This is a genomic window from Janthinobacterium sp. PLB04, from assembly GCF_021165895.1.
GTDB classification, from domain to species: domain Bacteria; phylum Pseudomonadota; class Gammaproteobacteria; order Burkholderiales; family Burkholderiaceae_D; genus Janthinobacterium; species Janthinobacterium lividum.
Genome location: NZ_CP088968.1, coordinates 3,918,537 through 3,939,155 on the forward strand (window position 1 = coordinate 3,918,537; position 20,619 = coordinate 3,939,155).

Consider the following 20,619-nt stretch of genomic DNA (forward strand, 5'->3'; position numbering starts at 1 on the left):
TCAATAACTAAACTCAAACAGGTGCATTCATGTCCGTTCCCAAGTTAGTGTCCGCCAGCCTCGCCGTGTTGTTCTGCGCCACCGCAGCCGCCGGCACGCCAGCCTACCAGCCCTTCCCCAAGGGCTATGGCTATCTGGAACCGGCGGAAACCCGCGCGCTGCAGACGGCCGTAAAGACTGGCGACAACGCCGTCGTGCGCGCGCACGGCTGGCGTTTGTGGGCGGGCATCATGCAACCGGCCGCTGGCCTGGACTGGCCAGTCTGGTACACCTGGCCCAACGGCACTGACGCGTTTGCCGACACCGCGGCATTGACCGCCACTGCGGCAACCGACACGGCGGGCGCGAAGCCATCCAAGCGCCACATGGGCCGCCTGGGCGCAAGCACCTTGACTCCCGTCAACCTGAAAAACACGCCAAGCTACCCGATTCCGGAACAGGTCATCAAGGCCTATCCGCGCGCCATCACGTACGCAAAGGATGGCAAAGTCAGCGGCATCCTCGATGGCATTCACTTCGCGTTCAACGGCGATATCATGATCGCGACGGAATCGCTGAGCAAAGAGGCGCTCGATTTCATCCGCGATCCCAAACAGCCCGTCTACAAGAAAAGCACCCTGGACGCACTGTACAGCAAGGACGACCCTGCCAAGCGCGTGCATAACCTGAATGCGCCAGCCAGCTATGTCGTGACCAAACACATGTATTGGCCAGTGAAAGCCAAGGGTCTGACCGCCTTGCCCGTGTGGCACGACGACTTCAGCGCCAAATATACCGGTTATGCGGGCTACGAACAGTGGCATACCGCCGTTGCCATCGACCCGGACGGCAAGCAGGTCGGCCAGATGGCGAAGGTCAGCTACCTGCATGGCGTGTACAAGCACGGCGGCACCACGCCATGGCCAAGCATCACCAAACTGGCCAAGGTGTACGGCTTGCAGGACTTCTACCACCACAAGGTAAGCGACGCCGACTGGGCCAGTTTCGACGATGCCGACAAGGCCATCATCAACGCCGCCAGCTACTGGCTGAACGGCCAGCCATTCGACGCAGGAGACTACCTGGTCACCGTCGCCATGCACATCAATACCAAGGAAATTCCCAGCTGGGGCCTGCAAAGCGTGTGGTGGTCGGACCGCCCCGACAGCATGCCATACGCCGCCAACCGCCCGGCCGACATCCAGGCTACGGGGCCATGGAAACACTATCTGCTGACGGAAGCCTACGGCATTCCGGAAAAAGGCAATCCGGCACTGCTCCCCGTCGCCACCAACCCGTACATCGAACTGGTGACGCACCCCGTCGGCACCAGCTGCTACACCTGCCACGCCAACGCGGGCTGGCCCAGCAGCTTTAAAGCCATGACACCGGGCGTGGCCAGCTATCAAAATCCACAATGCCCGAACCTGCGCGCCTCGCTCAACCCCAGGAGCTCCTGCCTGGCACCGTTCACCCTCACGGATTTCCAATGGATCATCCCGGATCGGGCGGTGGGGAACTAAGTAGGTCGTGGGAAATTATTGTGAAGTTATGACGAACAGAACCGGATGCTCTGCAAGGCGCCCGCTGCGACGCAGTGCAAGCACTGCTAGCAGCGGGCAACACCGCAGAGCGCCGGTTATGGAAGTCAGAAATGACAATAATTTATTACGCCCTACTTAGCATACGCAAGAAATTGCAGCAGTGTGAATTGATGCCGGGAGGCGCATCCTGACGATGCAGGCCGCCCCCTGAACAGTCATCTTTTCCCATACGCCATCATCCCGCCGAGTTCCTGGCTGCCCTGCTCAACAGCCAGCCCATGGTTTTTCATAGCCGCTACTCTCTGGTGCAAGATGGCGCGCCGGCATGACGTCGAGATAAGGTCCGTCGATGTCTGTACGAGCGGATGGGAAGCATGCCTGGAGCCGATGGCGGACGGCAGACTGGCGGTACGCCTTGGTTTGAATAATATCAACGGGATGGTGAAAGAGGCGGCCTGGCGCATCGAGGAAGCCCGCGCTGCAGCCTCCTTCAAAAACACGCGCGATGCGGGGGACATGAAGGCCCTGGCGTCGGCCAATGCCCTGGTAACGCTGACGGGCAACCGGCGCATGGCCATGTGGGATGCCGCGGCGAGCGTGCCGGAGCGGGATTGGATGCGCGCGACGACCATTGCCGAACCCGTGCTGGAGCTGGCGCCGCCCACGGAAGCCGATGACATCGTGGCGGACTACCGGCATGTCGGCCTGACACTGGGCCGGCATCCGCTTGCTCTCTTGCGCGAGCGCCTCAATAAAATGCGCTTTGTGCCGTCGGATATCCTGAACACCTTCAGCGATGGCCAGCTGGCCAGGGGCTGCGGCATAGTCACGGCAAGACAGCGGCCGGAGACAGCCAAGGGGGTGATATTCCTCACCCTGGAAGATGAATTCGGCACCATCAACATCATTGTCTGGCCCACGCTGGTGGAAAAGCAGCGGGCCGGGCTGATGAATGCCTCACTCCTGGGGGTGTACGGTATTTGGCAATCGAAGAGTGGCGTGCGCAACCTGATTGCCAAGCGACTAATGGATTGCTCGCATATGCTTGGACAGCTCGACATCTTCTTTCGCATCAATTCCACTCTGCAACGATGCATTTAAGTTAACGTGTTGCGTTGATCGATTGAATCTGCAGTTGCGGAGCAGACATTCGGCTATGCGGCCGCGTTCTTCAATGCGATTTTCATTTTGAGCCGCTCCCGACTCCTTCCAACCGCACCTGTATCAATTCCAGTAAAGCCCGAACCCGCGCAGTCACGGAATGACGATGGCTGTACACGCCAAGCAATTGCAGCGGCGCAGGGCACAGGTCCAGCGGCACTTCCTGCAATCGGCCCGCGGCAAGATCTTCCTGGCATGGATAGGCCGCCACTATCGCAAAGCCGATGCCTTGCCGCGCGCCCGCCAATGCCAGTTCTCCGCTGTTAACGCGATAGCGGCTACGCACGGATACCTTCACGATTTCGCCTGTGGCGTCGAGAAACTGCCAGGGCTGGCCCTTTAACGCACTCAAGGTGGTAATGCAAGGCAATGACCTAAGTTCACGCACGTGGCGCGGTATCCCAGTTTTGGCTAGCAGGGCGGGCGCCGCGACCACGATGCTGGGCAGCGTAGCGAGTTCGCGGGTGATGAAGGTACTGTCGTCCTGGCGCCCACGATGGAAGACGATGGACAGGTCCATGTCTTCCCTGAGAGCTTCGAGACCGGTCAGGCGCGTATCGCATTCCAGCTCGACGCCGGGATGGAGGCTGCAGAATTCGGCCAGGATAGGAGCTAGCAGCCTTGGCGCTTCGCCTGGCATGCACATCCTTAGGGTGCCGCGCAGTTCACGCTGCACTGCGCCAAGCTCTTCCTCGGTGGAGAGTAAGGCGTCGAGCAAGGGTTTTGCGCGTTCGTAGAGTAGCCTGCCAGCTTCCGTCATGCGCAGATGGCGGGTGCTGCGTTCCAGCAGGCGGACGCCCAGCATGCCTTCCAGCGAGGCGACGTGGCGGCTGACGTTAGAAGATGGCAGGGTCAGCAGGCGTGCCGCGCCGGCAAAGCTTTGTTCATCGACGACCGCCACGTAGACACGGACGGTATTCAGGTCGAGGGCATTGCGCATGATTATCCCGATTAAGGTATGAAAGCCGCCCATTTTCACATACTAGTACTCCACAGTGGCGGAATTTAAGATGCCGTCTCGTCCGATGTATCGCCGTCGGCGGCGCGTCGGGACGGGTTGAATAGGAGAGCTTCAGCATGGAAATCGGAATACTTGGCGGCGGCATTGCAGGGTTGAGCGTGGCGCTTGCCTTGAGCAAGCTGGGGTACAGTCCCCGCGTATATGAGCGCCGGGCGGGGCCTGCGACGATGGGGGCTGGCGTTACGCTCTGGCCCAACGCCGGCTTTGTGCTGGAGGAACTGGGGCTGCTGCAAGACATCGCTGCAGTGGGAGGCCGGCCAGTGGCCATGCACCGCCAGGATGCCGCGGGCAATTCTTTGGGGGGCATCGATATTGCGCTGCTAGACCAGATTATGGGACATCCGACCCATACGATTTTGCGCCGGGACTTGCAGGCGGTACTGCTGGATCATGCGGCACAGGCCGGGATCCCGGTAAAATTCGGGCATCGGGCGGTGGCGATCGACCTCGATGCTAGCGGCAAAGCCGTAGCGCGGTTCGAAAACGGGGTAAGCATTCGTCCGGATCTGCTGATCGGCGCCGATGGCCGCATGGACTCGGTGGCACGCCGGTTCGTCGCGGGGGACAACACGCCAGTTTATCAGGGCTTCGTGAACTGGGTGGGTGTGGCGCAGGGAAAGAGTGCCTTGGTGGACGATATCGCGATTCAGGATTATTGGGGTTCGGGTGATCGCTTCGGTTGCGTGGCGGTCCGGCCGGATTTGGTCTACTGGGCAGCGGCGCAGGCACGGCCATTGCCGGGAGCGACGCCCGCAGCGGATATGCGTAAGGAGATTGAGGATCTGTTCGCGGGATGGCCGGAGCCTGTCACCCGCATCATCCAGGCGACACCGGCGCATGCCATCCGACTGATTGCCGTGCACGACTTGGAGCCGCTGCACACGTGGAGCCGGGCCAATGTGCTGCTCGTGGGGGATGCGGCGCACGCGCCGTTGCCGACATCTGGCCAGGGCGCCTGTCAGGCGCTGGAAGACGCCTGGCATCTGGCGCGGTGTCTGGTTGGGGCGGACGGCTGCCTCGATGCAGCCTTGCTGCGCTTCGCGGAGATCCGCGGGCCGAAGACCGCGAAGCTGGCCGAGCAGGGTCGCGTTTTCGCGCGCGGTCTGTTTGCCACTGATCCTGAAACCTGCCGCATTCGCAATGAGCGCGCCAAGGCGTCCGATCCCTTGCGTGACGTGCATGCCTTGGCAGCAGGATGGGCGCAGGGTTTGCCGATGGCCGGCTGCACGGATGGCACGCCGGTGGACAGCGTTGGCTCCGGCAGTCTGTACCGTCTCTGAATATCTCCCCTGCCCTGCTGAGACTCCTGCCGCGTCTTAGCAAAAGCCGGCCTTTGAATCGCCACCAGTAGCGCATGCAAGGCGCTCTACTGTTGCATGAAGGATCTTCTTCATGCAGCAGCCTTAAAGAAGCGCAAGATCGCCGCGACGATGCGCGGCGGTGGCCTGTCGTGGGAGACCGGGCGGCAAGGCGCTCTTTCAATCATCTGAAGATCCCACCGGAAACAGATGTTCAGCCATGAAATCAACGAACGCCCGGACTCTGGGCAACACTTGCCGATTAGACGGCCACAATAGCCAAAAGGTACTGGACGAACCGGACCATTCGTCCAGCACCGTCACCAGCTCTCCGCGATCCAGGGCCGGCCTGACCGCGAAATCCGGCAGGTAGGCAATGCCGTGGCCCTGGATGGCCATATGCCGCAGGGTCTCGAGGTGATTGCTCGTCATGCTTGCCGCGGGGCGCATGTCGACGTCCTCGTCGCCGCGCCGCAGGCGCCATTTTTCCAGCAGGCCGGTGCTTGGGATGCGATGCAGCAGGCAAGCGTGCCGGGCGATGTCCTCGGGCCGTTCGGGCGTACCGTACCGCTCAAAATAGCGTGGCGCGCCCACGCAGACAAAGCAGCTGATCCCCAGGCGCTTGCTCATCAGGCGGGAATCGCTCAAGTCTCCAGTGCGCACTACCGCATCGAAACCTTCGTCCACGACGTCCACCAGCCGGTCGCTGAAATCCAGGTCGAGTTCGATCTGCGGATAGTGGCTGGCAAAGGCCGACAACACTGGCCACATCAATCCGCTGACCAGCGGCAGGCTCACCCGCAGTCGGCCTTGCGGGCTTGTCGTCGTGCTGGCCAGTTCATTCTCGGCCGCCGCGATCTCGGAAAGGATACGCCGGCAACGGTCGAGGAACAGCGCGCCTTCCGCTGTGAGGCTCACGCTGCGAGTACTGCGCTGGAACAGGCGCACGCCAAACTTCTGCTCCAGCCGTGCTACTCCCTTGCTGACCGCCGACGCGGAGATACCCAACCGCTGTCCCGCTGCCGCGAAGCTGCGCAATTCGGCGACCTGCACAAAGATCGTCATGCCGCTGTGGCTATCCATTCCACCTTCCAATTGATGACCAATCAGTCATGTTAATCATGATATCTGCACTATTTTTCCATTAATAGTTCCATTGTATCCTCAGTTATACAGTGTGGCCGTCGCGGCATTGCCGCCACAGCCATGAATCCGAGAGCGTGAGTCACTCTCGGAGGAAGCCAGGAGTGACTCGCCATCTTTAAGGAATACCCGATGAGTACCACCACCATCGCATCTGCGTCGGACGCGAGGGTTCATAAGACCCCGCTGATCGTGACCGGCTGCCTGACCGCTGCGGTCATTCCGTTGAGCATTGCCGGCCCCGCTGTGGTCGTTCCCTCGATCAACCAGGCGCTTGGCGGCAGCGCGGTCGAGCTAAACTGGATCATCAACGCCTACATCCTGACCTACGGCAGTGCGACACTGGCCGCAGGCAGCCTGGCCGACACCTATGGGCGCAAGCGGGTCTGGCTGTCTGGGATGCTGTTGTTCGCCTTGATAACGGCGGCGATTCCCTTCATGCCGTCCGTGTTCTGGATCGACATCCTGCGACTCATCCAAGGCCTGGGCGCGGCTGCAGCCTTTGCGGGCGCGATGGCTGCGCTGACACAAGAGTTCGATGGACACGCCCGCACGCGCGTATTCAGCCTGATCGGTACGACTTTCGGTGCTGGAGCGGCATTCGGCCCATTTATGGCTGGACTGCTGATCGACACCCTGGGATGGCAATGGGTGTTCTTTCTGCCAGCGCTCGTCGCCATGCTGGCATCCGCACTCATTGCACCATTTGCCCGCGAGACGCGCGCCCCCGACGCCACGGGACTGGACTGGCCCGGCGCCATCAGCTTTACCTCCGGTCTGGCCCTGCTGACCTACGGCATCATTCTTGCCCCCGAGCGAGGTTGGAGCCATGCCTGGGTCCTGGCTTGCCTGGCGAGCGCCCTCATGTTGCTGGCCGCCTTTGTCGTCATCGAACGCCGGCAGACCAAGCCCATGCTCGACCTGTCTCTGTTCGTCAATGCCCGGTTCGTCGGAGTGCAGGTGCTGGCGATTGCGCCGGCCTATGCGTACATCGTGCTGCTGGTCATGCTGCCAGCCCGATTCATCGGGGTCGAAGGATACAGCGCACTGGCAGCCGGGCAGATGATGATCGCATTGTCCGCGCCGCTGCTAGTGGTGCCCTTCATTGCCGGTCTGCTGGCGCGCTGGATCAACGTTGGCGTGCTCTCTGGCATTGGCCTCGCCATTGCGGCAGCCGGACTTGCCTGGTTGGGCTTGACGCTATCCGGCGATGCGCAAAGCGCGCGTTTGCTGGCGATGCTGGTGATTGGCATCGGCATCGGCCTGCCTTGGGGGTTGATGGATGGTTTGGCCGTGAGCGTTGTTCCCAAGGAACGGGCGGGCATGGCGGCCGGAATCTTCAATGCGGTACGCCTGGCCGGCGACGGGATGGCCATCGCCGCCGTGGGGGCCCTGATGTCCGCCAACATTTTCTCTGGACTGGTGGCTTCAGTGCCGAATGGCACATCAGGGCAAGTGGCGAATGCCGACCTGGTCGAAGCATCGAGCCGGTTGGCGATGAGCGATCTACCGAATGCGCTGGTGCATTTGCCGACGGCCGGACGGTCGCTGCTGTTGCAGGTATACGAAGACGCATTCCGTTTTCAGCTTCTTGTCTTGGCGGGCGCTGCGGCAGCGACGGCGATCCTGGTGCTCCTGCTGTTGGGCAGGGTAAGACGGCATGACTGATCGCAAGGAATTAAGACATTTACGTTACTTCCTGGCCGTCGCTGAAGAACGACACTTCGCCCGCGCCGCCAAGCGGCTGCACATCGAGCAATCGCCGCTGTCGCGCGCCATACAGGAACTGGGAGAAGAACTGCGTGTTGTGCTGCTCGCCCGCACCACGCGTAGTACACGGCTGACTCGCGCGGGCAAACTGTTCCTCGATCATGTACCGCGCGTCTTCGCCGCCTTGCAGCAGGCACGCGATAGCGTGAAAGCGGCGGCAAATGGCGTCCACGGCCAGTTGCGCATCGGGTTGTCCGACGGCATCACGCCGTCGCGCTTAATTGCCACCAGTAGCTTAGACTCTCCTGCCCCATAGTCCTTGAAAGATGAGAAACCGATGGATCGTGTTAGGTCCTGGGTGTTCTGCCAGATTCCTGGTGTGCAATCGCGTGGCTACCTGATCCACCGATGTGATCGGGGTTGGGTCTATCTCCCCTGCCCCGCAGAGACTCCTACCGCGCGCTAGCAAAAGCCAATCCGGCTGTGGCGGGCTCCGGTAGGATCTCTTCCATGGCTAAACACCTTGCAACGTTATAGCTGAGGTTTTGCGGGGCGCCAACTTTGACTTAATGGTTGGCGGTAGATCGACAAAGTATTCCGTCATCTCCTATCGATCCAAATTTTGCGCAGCACGGCTTTACCCTGAGCATCTACGCCATGAACCTGAAAAACGTTCTTTGCCACATCAATGCCTGCAGTAGTCATCTTCATGGTGAACGCTCCTTTCGGTTAGGGAGATAGCCCCCCTATTTTGGCACCTAGATGCCTGTTTGAAAGAGGGCGTCCATTCCATTAGAACCTTCCGCGATACCGCAAGAAGGTTGATGTCGTTCAAAAGTCCGCGTATCGAGGCAGCAAGTCTTGATCGACTAAGCGGATTTCGATGGAGTTGGCGATCTTGACGTGCTCGGGATTTTCGTCCGAGAATGGCGCGTCGGTGACACTGACGATGATCGTGCCAATCTGCTTCTTGTCGGCTCCCAGAACCGGCACTAGCGCGCGAGCCTCGGGTACTTGCTGAACAGTGAGTACCCGAGGCAGGTACAACATCCAGCCGATTCCTGGGCGGTCTTTGAAAACCTTTTTGTCAAAGTAGCCGGCCGATTCAATCGTCACGAGGGTGGGATGCCAGAGTACTATGGACTTGTGAATTAGGCTTGTGACGAGTCGCCAATCTTTTGCGAAGGCGCCAGGCTTTGCACGCAGTACCACCATACTTGTTTCCGGTATCGGTCGGCCAACGTACTGAACAGATGCACCTTCGCTGCCGTCGCGGCCATTCCACATGCTGACGATACGCGGGTCCACATCGTGCTTCAAGGACTCAGTCAGCACTGCAATTGCTGCTGTGGTCGGGCCAGCAGGCCCAAAGACTTTATAAAGTAGCGCTTCTGCTTTTGTGTTGCCTTTGAGAAGCCATCCATCCAATATCGGTGAACAAGCAAGAAGCTCAGGCACGAGCCCATGCAGTTCATCCAGCATCGTCTTGATCTCGAGCGCGCTGGCATGACGGAATATGGTGGTAAATTCGTAGGGACGTTTCATGGATTGAATACCGTTTCGATTGGAAGCCGCATGGTCATGAGTGCTTTTGAGAAAAACCGATAACTTTTAGATTGCATGAAGTACCAGCGAAGTTGAACCGGTGGCATCGCCCACTATCGCCAGCATCCCTTGGAGTTCAAACGCGCATTGGTGGCGCTGCCGCTGCTACCGTGCGCCTCGGTAGCTCGCACCGCCCGCGAACACGGCTTCAATGCCAACCAGGTGTTCAGCTGACGCCGTCTTTACGAGCAAGGGCGCCTCGGCGTACCCGTGTTAATGCGTGACGATGTGATCGGTCGGCGGGGAGTGACCAGCGTAAAGCTGGTCGCACCCATAGTTCCAGAGAGGGGACGGTCGAAGCGTCGAAGTAGGCGGCGTGCCCGTCTCTTACTAAGGCCGTATCAAATCCGGTCAGCGTGCAGTTACTGCAGATTAGGACGATGTACCAAAGGCCACTTGACTTGACCTTGTTGTCGAACAGTGATTATCCCCTGCATGGCAGGATATTTTCGTACCATCGAAGTGAGTTATCCTTCGTCAAATATCGACATAGCGAGGCAGCAAGTCCTGATCGACCAGACGAATTTCAATGGCATTGGCGATCTTGACGTGCTCAGGATTCTCATCATTGAAAGGCTCGTCGGTGACGCTGACGATGATGGTGCCGATCTGCTTGTCTTTACCTTGCTCGCCCGTCGCCATGACGGGTACCAAGGCACGGGCTTCTGGCACTTGCTGGGTCGTCAGTACACGCGGCAGATACAACATCCATCCAACACCTGGACGATCTTTGAAGACTTGTTTTTTAAAATACTGATTACGTGCAACCGTGATAAAGACTGGCCGAAGGGACCCCGCGATAAGGGACAGTAGCTCTTTCACTCCATCAATACCAAGCCGTTTCACACCTTGACCTTTATCGCTGATCCTGAAAGTCCGGGCGGGCCAGTCACTGTCGCTGAACCCAAGCGCCATAGTCGCGCCCTCACCGTCTCCGAGCTCGCCATTCCAGGCGCTTAGAAATCGGGATGTCTCACCCTTGAACTCGGCCTCAAGTACGGCTTCGGCCGCAGTGGTGAGTTCCCCCGATGCATCGAAGACCGGATACAGAAACGACTTCTCTTTGGTATCTTGCGATAGAAACCAGTTTTTCCCAAATGCCGCAGTTTTATTCAAAAACTGGATAGTGGTCGCGATCTCCTGGACGTTGGGTCGGAAAGCGAGGGAGGTGCGTGTTCCATCGCGCTTATAAGAAGCATTGATTATTGTCATATTTTTATGGAACGTAGTAGGTGGTAATCCCCAACGCAGCTAATTTGGGCTCCATATATTCGTAAGCAAGTGGGGTTTGGAAGTACCATTTCAGCGAGGCCGGCGGGTTACGCATGACAATCTTTGACTGGTCCGTGGCCTGCTTTAACTCCATCCTCACGAAAATATTTTCTTGAAAATCGTACCTGAATTCGCCGTTTGCCTTAAAAAATTGATCATAATCCGCTTTTGCTTCCTGCAACAAGCACAGGCGGGATTGGAAGCCGTCAAAGTCCTTTCCTTCAAACACCCATTCCATCCCAATCAGGAAGCCAGTAATCCGGGCTTGGTAATCGCGTGCTGCTGGCGACATGCTGTGTGGAACAGCCATAAGCGTACCCTTGTCTGGCGGGCACCGGCATCTTTCTTTGGTATCGCTTCGCGTCTCGGCACGCGCGAGGGGGGTGACGCGGGCGTCTTTTGCGTCTTCTGCCTCTTTTTTTCGTTTGCGCAAGGCTTCGTCCGTGAGCACTGCTCCCGCAGCGATACCCAAGGCTAACAAAATTTTTTCCACGACTGCTGGTATTACCAATATCGGTAGCGCACCCATTAGTGCTCTCCTTCCAGTTTTTTATCCATCACCGCGATCAGTTCGTCGAACCTCTGTTCCGGCGTGGCGCCAGGCTTGCGCAGGTAGGCATCAACCAGCGGGTCGTCATGAATCCCAGGCGCGTCGGCCGCCAGATACATCAGATGTACGATATGCGGCGTGGACCTGAAACCGATTCGAATGGCGTAGGTGTACGCCGCCAGCATGCGCTCGATCACGGCCGCCCGGCCTGGCTGGATTGCCATGTCGGCACGCTTGGCCAAAAATTGGTCCGCCACTGCGATGACGAAATCGCTCATGTCGCCGGTTTGCACTGCACGCCATTGCTCCTCACTGAACGTCAGCATCGTGCCTCCCTATGATTGCCCGCTTGCCGTCGAGCAGCAAGTGCCATTCATGAATGTGGCCAAACATCGCCTCCCGCTGTGCCGGCTCAAGTATTTGTGCCAGCTTCACCAACACGCGTGGATCCCAAAAGCGCAGCAGCGCTGCGCGACCATCCGGTAGCCGTGTTTCCAAGTGTAGTTGCAGCAACTGCGCCAGGCCACCAAGGTCGTGCACGGCGAATAGCCAGGTAACGGAAGGTGTTTCTTGCTCCAGTGCGGCCACGTCTTCAAGAAACGAAGGCGCTGCTCCCGCCACGTCGACCAACCAGGGGCCTGCATGCGCGAGCGCAGCGTCGGGTGTGCCGGTAAATAGCGGGTAGCGCGTCCCATCCTGCGTCATGCGCGTTTGGCGGTGTGTCTCATATTGAACACCGTCGACCAGTGCGTATAAGCACAGCGCCGAGTGATGTTGCTGAAGTTGCTTCAGGCGTTCCAGGACGTCAATCAATATTGTCACTCCCTGATAACGGCGGTCGCGCCAGCGGCGGCAGCAGAAAGCAAGCATTCGAGGCAAATGCCGGAGTCGGTATTTGCGGCGATGTTGCCGGCGGTTTCCATCACGTCATTGTCGTCGACATCAGCCGGGTCGCCCACGCTAGACTGGTCCAACCAGATCGTCGTGATTTGGCCGGAAATCAGTTTTGCACCGCAAGCGGTCGAATCCATGTGACGCGCATAACCATTGCCACTGCTGTCCACGACGTCGGACGGTCCAGAGGTGATGGGGAACGTGCCCTTGCATTTGGGGCATACCGTCATGTCGCCGACGCGCGCTATATTCTTGCCATTGATGTCACAGGTGAAATCGGCGCTGATGACCGTGCCGCCATGACTGGTCTTGTCGCCCATGACAATGAAAGGTCTGCTCAAATGATGCTCCTGAATGGGTGCTACAACGCAATAAGTTGCATTTATAGCATATTTTTCAGATACGTCAGCTAAGCACGATTCAAAATGAATAATAATGCGGTTGGATCGGAGCGCAATGAACTTTTCTTTGTTCTAAATGCGAATTGGGACTTTGATGCCGATGTAAAAGGTAGACTTGGACCTTCCCCGGCATAACGGATGGTAAATGGTATTATTTTCGATCGAGCAACCACGGCAGAATGCCTGCTACTGAGCGGTATAACGACACAGTTGGCTTCGACAGCCTACCCCTCAACTTGAGGCGCGAAATGGGATCGACGATTTTGCATGCTGGCGTTGGAGTTGCCATCACGACTGACGCGACATGGCACCTGGCGGTATCGCGCCAAAACAGAAGCTTGCCATGGCCGCTTACCCCCTACTTTTAGAGTGCTCTAAAAATGGGGAATTACCCCGCCAATCAATAAGCGAGAAAGATAATCATGTTGGATAAGAAATGGTGGCATAACGCCGTCGTGTATCAGATCTACCCACGTAGTTTTCAAGACAGCAATCACGATGGGGTCGGTGATCTGGCCGGCATCATCAGCAGACTGGACTACCTGCAACATCTGGGAATCAACCTGATCTGGCTGTCGCCAGTGTACCGGTCGCCGATGGACGATAACGGCTATGACATCTCCGACTATCAGGATATCGCCGCTGAATTCGGCACATTGGCCGAGATGGAGCTGTTGATCGCAGAGGCGGCCAAGCGCGACATCCGTATTTTGATGGATCTTGTGGTCAACCACACCTCTGACGAGCATGCTTGGTTCGTCGAGGCGAAGAAATCCAAGGATAGCCCCTACCGTGACTACTACATCTGGCGCAATGCAGGCGCCGACGGCTCCCCGCCCGACCAGCAACGTTCGTATTTTGGCGGGAGTGCATGGGAATACGATGCCGCCAGCGGTGAATATTACTTCCATCTGTTCTCGAAACGACAGCCAGACCTGAACTGGGAAAATCCTCAGGTGCAGGAAGAGGTGCATCGCATGATGAACTGGTGGTTGGACAAGGGCATCGGCGGCTTCCGCATGGATGTGATCGATCTCATCGGCAAACAGGTCGACCAACAGATTATCGCCAACGGCGCACGACTGCACCCGCTGCTGCAGCAAATGCACCAAGCGACCCTGGCCGCACGCGATGTATTGTCGGTGGGCGAGACGTGGAGCGCCACCCCGGAGACCGCCAAGCTGTATTCCGACCCGGCGCGCCAGGAGCTGTCGATGGTCTTCCAGTTTGAGCACATCACAATGACCCACGATACCAAGGAGGGGAAATGGAAGCCGCGGCCGTTCAATCTGATCGAATTCAAGCAAATCATCAGCAAGTGGCAGACCGAGCTGGCCGATACCGGCTGGAACTCGCTGTTCTGGAATAACCACGACCTGCCGCGCGCCGTATCCAAATACGGCGACCCAGGCCGTTACCGGGTCGAGTCGGCCAAGATGCTGGCCACCGCGCTACATTTTCTCAAGGGTACGCCCTATGTCTATCAAGGCGAGGAAATAGGCATGACCAATGTACGTTTCGATTCCATCGACGACTATCGCGACATCGAATCGCTCAACCTCTACCACGAACGCACGGCCGCCGGCGTGTCGCCGGAGACGATAATGGCCGGCATCCACGCCAACGGGCGGGACAATGCACGCACCCCCATGCAGTGGAACAGCACACACAACGCCGGCTTCAGTACTGGCACGCCATGGCTAAAGCTGAATCCAAACTACCCCGAGATCAACGTCGCGGCCGCGCTGGAACAACCCGATTCGGTCTTCTTCCACTACCAGAAGCTGATCGAACTGCGCAAGCACTGGGACGTCGTGGTTTACGGAAAATACCTGCCGTTGCTGGAGCAGCACCCGCAGGTATTCGCCTACCGGCGCAGCCTGGGTAGCCAGCAGCTGGTTGTCGTCAACAACTTCTCCGGCGAACACGTCGAACTGGATCTGCCGGCAATGCTGCACGGCATAGTCGGGCAAGGCTTGATCAGCAACTATGCCCAGCGTGACAGCTGGACCGACCACCTCAGCCTGCAGCCATACGAATCGTTTGCTATCGCGTACGAGTGTGAGGCGGGGCGCGGGTAAAGCGTTGTTGTGCAATCACGTCGAGTCGCGCGAACGCCTGGAAAAATGGTGATGGGTGGTTAAGCGCACGCTGGGCTGGCTGCACCGCTTCCGCCGATTACGCATCCGCTACGAACGCCGTGCCAATATCCACCAGGCGTTTCTCTCGCTTGCCTGCATACTCATCTGCTGGAGATACATTCAGCGGTTTTGTTAAGCGTTCTTAGACATATGAATCGAAATTTTTATCGTTCATTCAGTCGCTATAATTGCAACTAGTTGGCCAAAATTTCTTGGCCGTTCGCTCATGACAGGCAGCAATTTTTTCCTGTTTTGTAAATCCAAATTCAACGTTATTGACAAATTTTTCGTCATCAGATAAGTTTGCATGAATATTTTTCTTGGGCCAAGAGGCATATGGCCGCATATCACTGTCTCCAAATCCAGTCTTCTCAGGTTTGCCATATTTACTTATGTAGCGCTGCAGTGGAATTGGGGAATCTGGTAGCCAGCGTATCCAACTGATAGCGAGAGCATTGTCCGTGTCTTGCTCAGCAAGGAACTTCCAAGTTTTCGACCTGGGATTGTCGTTGGCGGGCGATGCGTTGGTAGCCTCTTCGGCCTCTGCCTCTGTTTGGAGCTTTTTAAATGTGGGACGAGAGTCGCTGAACGCCATATAGAGAACTCCCGGAAATCCGTTCCCAGACAGCTTATAAAAGCCATCGTCCTTTGTCACCCAAGCTGCAGCAACTGGTTTTATTTCAGCCAATGGGAAAAGATCTTTGATTTTTGCAAGAGAGTAACCATGGTTTATACCTTGAAAAATTTCGGCCTGAGCACTTGAAAAAATTAATAAGGCTGCAATTGTTAGGGTGATGCGAAGCTTGGTCATAGGTTATTCTTTGCTATCAAAGTGAGTACATATTTTATAATATTATCGGCCCGCAGTGATATCTAACCTGCTCAGATCTGACTAGGTAAGCTTAGGATGGTCGCCAACTGTTCACCCATCGCCCCCATGTTGCCTGCTTTTTGTCCGCATACATATGCAGCATGTCCTGCAGGCTTATTCTAATAATCTACTTTGCAGCAAACGGCCAGTGCAGACGTCTGCACTGGTCACTAGGTGAGTTATTTTCTTCGCATCGCGTCTGATGTAGCATCATGATGTTTTGCCGAAAGGAAATTATGGAAATTTTACTATTTGTTTGGATCGGTAGTGCAGTGCTTTTGAATCGCCACTGAATTGCCACCAGTCGCTTAGACTCTTCTAATCCATAGTTCTTGAAGATGAAGAACCGATGGATTGTGTTAGGAGCCTGGGTGTCCTCTGAAGCACCTGGTGTGCGATCTAGTAGCTGGCTGCTCAAACGACAAGATCGGGGCTGGCCTGTCTATCGCCCCTACCCTGCACAGACTCCTCCCGCGCGCTAGCAAAAGCCGGCCGTCCCTAGCCATAACTGCCGGCGAAGGATGGCATAGCTGACGGGTGCAACAGCAGAGCGCCTGCTTTCGCGCGCGATAGCGGCACAGTTGGCTAAGATAAACTAGCCCGTCATCTGCTTCGTGCGCTCGGTCACGCTCTGATGGTGGACTGGTCATCGTGAGCCTCCCAGCCCGCCCAATTGCGAAAAGCAGTATTTTGAGCGTCTGAAGAGCGTCTGGCAAACTCGTAGTGATTCAAATATCGTGTGAACTGCGATCCACGCGAGGGCGAAAAATCATCTGAAAAACTATAACCCTTTTTAGGTTACAGTTTGCCTACCAGATCAATGACAGCTTCGCGTACCCAGCGTTGTCCGCTGTGGTCATGGTTGCGCTCATGCCACAGCATGCTCACGGCGAAGCCCTGCACAGGGAAAGGACATCCGACCACCTTGAGCACTTCGCCGCAATTACGCACCAGCCGTTCCGGCACCAGGGCGACAAAGTCAGAGTGCGCGACAATTTCAGGTACGAGCAGGAACGACGCCGCTGAAAGCACAACATTACGCTGATAGCCTAGCGCTGCGAGTCCTTCGTCCACAGGCGTCGTGAAGTCGCCTCCACGCAGCGAGACGATAACGTGGTCCAGTCGTGCGAACTGTTCAACAGAAAGTCCTCGTCGCAGTCCGGGATGCCTATGTCTGCCGATAAGCACATAGTGCTCGTCAAACAGATGCCGGCTGCGTAAACTGACCGGAGCATGCTCGGGTGTCATCAGCGCCAGGTCCACTTCGCCGCTAGCCATCTGCGCTTCCAACTGTAGCGGATCAAGATGGCGCAAAGCAAATCGCACACCGGGACCACGCTTTCGTAGCGCAACTACCAATGGCTGGATCACCGTCTTCTGCAGGTAGTCTGTACAGGCGATGGTAACGGTAAGTCGGGCCTTTATCGGATCGAAGTGGCGGTGTCCAGTCAATGTGGCGCGCACCTGATCTAACGCGTGGCGAAGCGGATCAAGCAGTTCGAGAGCCTTGGCAGTTGGCAGCATGCCACGTTGCACTGGTATCAGCAAAGGGTCATCGAACAGTTCGCGCAGGCGGCTCAATTGTGCGCTAACTGCTGGCTGGCTAAGGTACAGGCGCTCAGCCGCGCGGGTCACGTTTTGTTCCACCAAAAGGGTTTCCAGTGTGACTAGGAGATTGAGGTCCAAACGCTTTTTGCTATCCATGAGATGAATAATAGCAGAAAATTTTTTTGATTTCACAGATACCTTGAGGCAATGCAAACTGTCTCCACTCTCAATACTCTGTGAAAGCCACGCCATGCAGTCAACCAATAGAAAAATTCTTATCGTCCATGCTCATCCCGAACAGACATCCGTAACGTGTCAACTTACCGAGATGGCTGCCGAGGTACTGAAGGCTCAAGGCCACGAGGTAATGCAATCGGACCTGTACGCCATGGGATGGAAGGCGGTATTTGACGGCCAGGACTTTCCCAAGCGAGTTAACCAGAAGCGCCTGTCTTTCATTGACGAATCTGGATACGCCTTTTCCAACGGTTGCCAGACTCCCGACGTCGAAGAAGAGCAGCGAAAGATCCTGGCGGCGGATGCGGTGATCCTGCTGTTCCCACTATGGTGGTTCAGCATGCCCGCAATCATGAAGGGGTGGATAGATCGCGTGTGGGCCTTTGGTTTGGCCTACGGCTACAAAGGGGCTGGCAATGCCTATCGCTACGGTGAGGGTGGCTTTGCCGGAAAGCGCGCACTGCTGGCGGTATCAGTTGGTGGACCGGCGGACGACTATTCTTCCCGTGGCATCAATGGGCCGTTGGAGCAGCTGCTCTTTCCCATCACACACGGCACTTTGTTCTTTCCCGGTATGCAGGTGCTACCCACATTCGCGGTATATGAGACTGCTCGAATCGATGGCAACGGCATTGCTGAAGCAACTATGGCCTGGCGCATCCGAGTGAAGCGACTGTTCGAGGACGTACCGATTGCTTTCCGTCAACAGAGCAGTGGCGACTATCCAGACCAGCACGTGTTGGCCGACTACATCGCACCAACTCAGACTGGTTTGGCGGCTCATATCGCCGCGCCCGAGGAACTCAGCGCCCCTGTCCCAACCGCCTTCGGAGGGCTAAAGTAAAGACGATTGTCGTCCTCAAGCATAGTACGGACGCTTCTGGTGACGCACTGGACAACCTTCCCGCGCCGAATGCCAATGACTGCTGACACAAATGGTGTTCAGCAATCAAGCAACGGCCTGACGACCGGTTAAACTAAGCCACCAGCCGTGTGGTTTGCCGGCACACAAGACCGCAGAGGTAATTGCCTGATTCAACGACGAGATTAGGTCTGGCCTGTCTATCTCCTCTGCCCTGCAGAGATTCATGCCGCGCTCCAGCAAAAGTAGGCCTTCCCTAGCCATAACTGCCGGCGAAGGATGGTTTATCCGATCGAGGCAACAACAGAGCGCCTGCCCTTGCGCGCGATAGCGGCACAGTTGGCTACGATAAACTAGCCCGTCATCTGCTTCGTGCGCTCGGCCACGCTCTGGCGGTGGACTGGTCATCGTGAGCCTCCCAGCCCGTCCAATTGCGAAAGGCAGTATTTTGAGCGTCTGAAGAACGTCTAGCGAACTCGTGGCGATTCACTATGAAGATTCTTAAGACTGGTTTGAGAATTACGCAAAGTGATAATTGGATAGATTTAGCAAGATCGATTTCCCTATAATTCCTGCGCGATAAGGCACGCAAAGATGCCTCTAGAATGAGGAAGTATATGGCCCTACAAGCTTGCCATGAATGTGGCGCGCAGGTCAGTAGCGAGGCAAAGACCTGTCCAAAATGCGGAGTTACCCCTAAGAATAAAGCAAATATGCTTTCGCAGGCGCTCGGGGCTGTGTTTGCCGTTGGCATCGTCTGGTATTACTTCGGTGGCGGACTAGAAAAACAGGCTGCCAAGAACATGAGCAGTATCGAGGCCCAAGTCGCCACCGATGCTGTAAAGCAGTACAACATTGCCAAGGCGTCAGGAGCGCCGATGGATGTGTGCGTACAAGCAAGCATGGTTTCGGCAGCGTATCTGCAGGCGAAAGATGACAGCAACTATGCCAAGTGGAAGCAACTTGAGGCTGCTGATTGTTCAGTTGCTGGAATTTCACAATAAGCACGCTACCTTAGTCGTGCGCATATTGATCAGCCTTGACGGTGGCCTGACTTGCCTAGCAGCCTGATCCAACGACGAGATCAGGTCTGGCCTGTCCATCTCCCCTGCAGAGACTCATAGCCGTTACTTCGGCCCACTGAGGATTATGTCCGGTTGGGGGCGGAACCTGCCAACGACGGCAACCGGCCAAAAACGGAAATTCTCCTCAGCAAAAATATTTTGTCGCTACCTGGAGCTTGATGGTAGCGTTTTGCCCCTTTTACCTAAAGCGATGCACTAATGTTTCAGAAAATACTCGCCGCTTTCGGCATGTCTGCACTAAAGACACCTGCAGCAGCAACGGATCGCACAGCGATGGAATTCATTGAGGCCGCGAAACATGGCTTGATGCAGCAGACTTCTGCTCATGCAACTACCTGACACTTAGGGGAGGAGGACCGTTGGTCTGCTGACCTGGATGACGGTACGATCACATTGCATTTTAAAAACAGTATAGTCGCGAGCGCGTCGATTCAGGTCGTTGGCACCTATAACAGGTCGGATGGGACGTTCCTTTGGGGATGGGATCAGCTGACGCTAACATGCTATTTCAAGCGATCGATGCATTACTAAAGAAACTATATGGACTTACCGAATACAAACTCGCTGGCTCTCTAGAAAAGTTTGGACGCGCGTAAGTTTGTGGGAAAGATCCATTATGGGGCGGTAACAATCGGCCAAGAGCTGCGTTACGTTTCCTGCCCCCCTGAAGCAGGGGGAACCGGCGCAGAGAATTTGCCGTGCAAAAGTTGGGCAGATAATATGGAGCAATAATGTGCGGTACTTTTACAGTAATGGGGCATCGATACCGCTGGATGTTGGTCCGCGAGACAGCCGCGTATCCTGCTTTGACCCGTGCACTAATGCTCCCTCAGGTGGTCGATGTTCTTAGAATCGCAAGTGAAGATTCAGATTTTAATATCGTTATGCGAATAGACGGAACGGCCTATGTTGGGGACGGGAGCATTCATCTGGGTCCCATTCTCTGCATTGGAGATGTAGCCGTTTTAGCTCGGCCATCGAGATGGCCAACCGATGCTCTGCTGCGATTGCGGCCGAGCATCGCTCGGGTGCGCGAAGGCACGCCCGTTAAGGTTGCCGCTGAGCGAGTCGTTCAGTGGGTCACCAGTTGCGCCTTTAAAGCCGTCAGGGTCAAACCGACTGAGTGTCTCTGGGTAGATTACGAATAGTTCGGGAGTGTCTGTTTTGGGGCTATTGTGTTGAAAAACTCTTGGCCAAGACCCGTCACAATGCAATAAATGTACAGGAAAATTGTACGCAGTGGCGGTGCTGGGCTCGCTTAGCTCATCACTAGTGTCACCTTCTGTTTTTGCGGAAG

At 56.6% G+C, this 20,619-nt stretch carries 18 protein-coding genes and 2 pseudogenes; 10 read left to right on the top strand and 10 right to left on the bottom strand.

Annotation, left to right across the window (positions count from 1 at the left end; genetic code table 11):
- The first annotated feature begins 29 nt into the window (after positions 1–29).
- Both LSO07_RS17400 and LSO07_RS17405 read left to right on the top strand, forming a co-directional pair.
- A complete protein-coding gene (locus LSO07_RS17400; RefSeq protein ID WP_151095888.1) occupies positions 30–1,502 on the top strand; it encodes a hypothetical protein in 1,473 nt (490 codons plus the stop codon).
- 408 nt (positions 1,503–1,910) lie between these two features.
- Positions 1,911–2,624 (top strand): OB-fold nucleic acid binding domain-containing protein, encoded by a 714-nt coding sequence (locus tag LSO07_RS17405; RefSeq protein ID WP_231772987.1) that lies wholly within the window; start codon positions 1,911–1,913, stop codon positions 2,622–2,624.
- Positions 2,625–2,706: 82 nt separating this feature from the next.
- Here LSO07_RS17405 and LSO07_RS17410 read toward each other — a convergent pair whose 3' ends face one another.
- Complete coding sequence (locus LSO07_RS17410; protein WP_151095891.1) at positions 2,707–3,624, bottom strand: LysR family transcriptional regulator; 918 nt, start codon at positions 3,622–3,624, stop codon at positions 2,707–2,709.
- Positions 3,625–3,761: 137 nt separating this feature from the next.
- Between LSO07_RS17410 and LSO07_RS17415 the strand changes: the two genes are divergently transcribed.
- Positions 3,762–4,985 (top strand): FAD-dependent monooxygenase, encoded by a 1,224-nt coding sequence (locus LSO07_RS17415; RefSeq protein ID WP_151095894.1) that lies wholly within the window; start codon positions 3,762–3,764, stop codon positions 4,983–4,985.
- A gap of 198 nt (positions 4,986–5,183) precedes the next feature.
- Here the strand turns inward: LSO07_RS17415 and LSO07_RS17420 are convergent, their stop codons facing one another.
- Positions 5,184–6,086: a LysR family transcriptional regulator gene (locus LSO07_RS17420; RefSeq protein ID WP_151095897.1), complete on the bottom strand. Its 903-nt coding sequence runs from the start codon at positions 6,084–6,086 to the stop codon at positions 5,184–5,186.
- Between the two features lie 192 nt (positions 6,087–6,278).
- Between LSO07_RS17420 and LSO07_RS17425 the strand changes: the two genes are divergently transcribed.
- Both LSO07_RS17425 and LSO07_RS28380 read left to right on the top strand, forming a co-directional pair.
- Positions 6,279–7,814, top strand: a complete 1,536-nt coding sequence (locus tag LSO07_RS17425; RefSeq protein ID WP_225317339.1) for an MFS transporter — start codon at positions 6,279–6,281, stop codon at positions 7,812–7,814.
- Positions 7,807–8,154, top strand: a pseudogene (locus tag LSO07_RS28380) (LysR family transcriptional regulator); the annotation flags it as partial. The gene LSO07_RS17425 and the pseudogene LSO07_RS28380, both read left to right, overlap by 8 nt.
- Before the next feature lie 533 nt (positions 8,155–8,687).
- On the opposite strand, the gene LSO07_RS17435 reads toward LSO07_RS28380, so the two are convergent.
- The 6 genes from LSO07_RS17435 to LSO07_RS17460 all read right to left on the bottom strand — a co-directional run bounded on the left by LSO07_RS17435 (position 8,688) and on the right by LSO07_RS17460 (position 12,518).
- Positions 8,688–9,401 (bottom strand): immunity 52 family protein, encoded by a 714-nt coding sequence (locus LSO07_RS17435; protein WP_225317340.1) that lies wholly within the window; start codon positions 9,399–9,401, stop codon positions 8,688–8,690.
- Between the two features lie 537 nt (positions 9,402–9,938).
- Positions 9,939–10,673 carry an immunity 52 family protein gene (locus LSO07_RS17440; RefSeq protein ID WP_092605153.1) on the bottom strand — a complete coding sequence of 245 codons (735 nt, stop codon included), beginning with the start codon at positions 10,671–10,673 and terminating at the stop codon, positions 9,939–9,941.
- A gap of 4 nt (positions 10,674–10,677) precedes the next feature.
- Positions 10,678–11,262 carry a Tox-REase-5 domain-containing protein gene (locus LSO07_RS17445; RefSeq protein WP_099387977.1) on the bottom strand — a complete coding sequence of 195 codons (585 nt, stop codon included), beginning with the start codon at positions 11,260–11,262 and terminating at the stop codon, positions 10,678–10,680.
- Complete coding sequence (locus LSO07_RS17450; protein ID WP_070256895.1) at positions 11,262–11,609, bottom strand: hypothetical protein; 348 nt, start codon at positions 11,607–11,609, stop codon at positions 11,262–11,264. The genes LSO07_RS17445 and LSO07_RS17450 overlap by 1 nt, the downstream gene beginning before the upstream one ends.
- Positions 11,593–12,105: a DUF4123 domain-containing protein gene (locus LSO07_RS17455; RefSeq protein WP_225317467.1), complete on the bottom strand. Its 513-nt coding sequence runs from the start codon at positions 12,103–12,105 to the stop codon at positions 11,593–11,595. The genes LSO07_RS17450 and LSO07_RS17455 overlap by 17 nt, the downstream gene beginning before the upstream one ends.
- Positions 12,102–12,518 (bottom strand): PAAR domain-containing protein, encoded by a 417-nt coding sequence (locus tag LSO07_RS17460; protein WP_151095900.1) that lies wholly within the window; start codon positions 12,516–12,518, stop codon positions 12,102–12,104. Before LSO07_RS17460 ends, LSO07_RS17455 begins: the two co-directional genes overlap by 4 nt.
- Before the next feature lie 482 nt (positions 12,519–13,000).
- On the opposite strand from LSO07_RS17460, the gene LSO07_RS17465 reads away from it, so the two are divergent.
- Both LSO07_RS17465 and LSO07_RS17470 read left to right on the top strand, forming a co-directional pair.
- Complete coding sequence (locus LSO07_RS17465) at positions 13,001–14,659, top strand: glycoside hydrolase family 13 protein (RefSeq protein ID WP_191909702.1); 1,659 nt, start codon at positions 13,001–13,003, stop codon at positions 14,657–14,659.
- A 52-nt stretch (positions 14,660–14,711) separates the two neighbouring features.
- Positions 14,712–14,855, top strand: a pseudogene (locus LSO07_RS17470) (IS5/IS1182 family transposase); the annotation flags it as partial.
- 39 nt (positions 14,856–14,894) lie between these two features.
- Here LSO07_RS17470 and LSO07_RS17475 read toward each other — a convergent pair.
- On the bottom strand, positions 14,895–15,530 hold the full coding sequence (locus LSO07_RS17475) for a hypothetical protein (RefSeq protein ID WP_151095906.1): 636 nt from the start codon (positions 15,528–15,530) through the stop codon (positions 14,895–14,897).
- A gap of 858 nt (positions 15,531–16,388) precedes the next feature.
- A complete protein-coding gene (locus LSO07_RS17480) occupies positions 16,389–17,390 on the bottom strand; it encodes a LysR family transcriptional regulator (protein ID WP_225317341.1) in 1,002 nt (333 codons plus the stop codon).
- Here LSO07_RS17480 and LSO07_RS17485 point away from each other — a divergent pair.
- The 3 genes from LSO07_RS17485 (at position 17,389) to LSO07_RS28455 (ending at position 19,853) form a co-directional block, all read left to right on the top strand.
- On the top strand, positions 17,389–18,219 hold the full coding sequence (locus tag LSO07_RS17485; protein ID WP_151095909.1) for an NAD(P)H-dependent oxidoreductase: 831 nt from the start codon (positions 17,389–17,391) through the stop codon (positions 18,217–18,219). The two genes, LSO07_RS17480 and LSO07_RS17485, sit on opposite strands and share 2 nt — an antisense overlap.
- A gap of 635 nt (positions 18,220–18,854) precedes the next feature.
- The gene (locus LSO07_RS17490) at positions 18,855–19,241 is read left to right on the top strand and encodes a zinc ribbon domain-containing protein (protein WP_191909703.1); all 387 of its coding nucleotides are present in this window, start codon (positions 18,855–18,857) and stop codon (positions 19,239–19,241) included.
- 474 nt (positions 19,242–19,715) lie between these two features.
- On the top strand, positions 19,716–19,853 hold the full coding sequence (locus LSO07_RS28455; protein WP_423221733.1) for a DUF6882 domain-containing protein: 138 nt from the start codon (positions 19,716–19,718) through the stop codon (positions 19,851–19,853).
- The last annotated feature ends 766 nt before the right edge of the window (positions 19,854–20,619 follow it).

What these genes read in the sequence shown, in the direction of transcription:
- LSO07_RS17400 (WP_151095888.1), top strand. Translation starts at nt 30, where the DNA reads ATGTCCGTTCCCAAGTTAGTGTCCGCCAGCCTCGCCGTGTTGTTCTGC.
- LSO07_RS17405 (WP_231772987.1), top strand. Translation starts at nt 1,911, where the DNA reads ATGGCGGACGGCAGACTGGCGGTACGCCTTGGTTTGAATAATATCAAC.
- LSO07_RS17410 (WP_151095891.1), bottom strand. Translation starts at nt 3,624, where the DNA reads ATGCGCAATGCCCTCGACCTGAATACCGTCCGTGTCTACGTGGCGGTC.
- LSO07_RS17415 (WP_151095894.1), top strand. Translation starts at nt 3,762, where the DNA reads ATGGAAATCGGAATACTTGGCGGCGGCATTGCAGGGTTGAGCGTGGCG.
- LSO07_RS17420 (WP_151095897.1), bottom strand. Translation starts at nt 6,086, where the DNA reads ATGGATAGCCACAGCGGCATGACGATCTTTGTGCAGGTCGCCGAATTG.
- LSO07_RS17425 (WP_225317339.1), top strand. Translation starts at nt 6,279, where the DNA reads ATGAGTACCACCACCATCGCATCTGCGTCGGACGCGAGGGTTCATAAG.
- LSO07_RS17435 (WP_225317340.1), bottom strand. Translation starts at nt 9,401, where the DNA reads ATGAAACGTCCCTACGAATTTACCACCATATTCCGTCATGCCAGCGCG.
- LSO07_RS17440 (WP_092605153.1), bottom strand. Translation starts at nt 10,673, where the DNA reads ATGACAATAATCAATGCTTCTTATAAGCGCGATGGAACACGCACCTCC.
- LSO07_RS17445 (WP_099387977.1), bottom strand. Translation starts at nt 11,262, where the DNA reads ATGGGTGCGCTACCGATATTGGTAATACCAGCAGTCGTGGAAAAAATT.
- LSO07_RS17450 (WP_070256895.1), bottom strand. Translation starts at nt 11,609, where the DNA reads ATGCTGACGTTCAGTGAGGAGCAATGGCGTGCAGTGCAAACCGGCGAC.
- LSO07_RS17465 (WP_191909702.1), top strand. Translation starts at nt 13,001, where the DNA reads ATGTTGGATAAGAAATGGTGGCATAACGCCGTCGTGTATCAGATCTAC.
- LSO07_RS17475 (WP_151095906.1), bottom strand. Translation starts at nt 15,530, where the DNA reads ATGACCAAGCTTCGCATCACCCTAACAATTGCAGCCTTATTAATTTTT.
- LSO07_RS17485 (WP_151095909.1), top strand. Translation starts at nt 17,389, where the DNA reads ATGCAGTCAACCAATAGAAAAATTCTTATCGTCCATGCTCATCCCGAA.
- LSO07_RS17480 (WP_225317341.1), bottom strand. Translation starts at nt 17,390, where the DNA reads ATGGCGTGGCTTTCACAGAGTATTGAGAGTGGAGACAGTTTGCATTGC.
- LSO07_RS17490 (WP_191909703.1), top strand. Translation starts at nt 18,855, where the DNA reads ATGGCCCTACAAGCTTGCCATGAATGTGGCGCGCAGGTCAGTAGCGAG.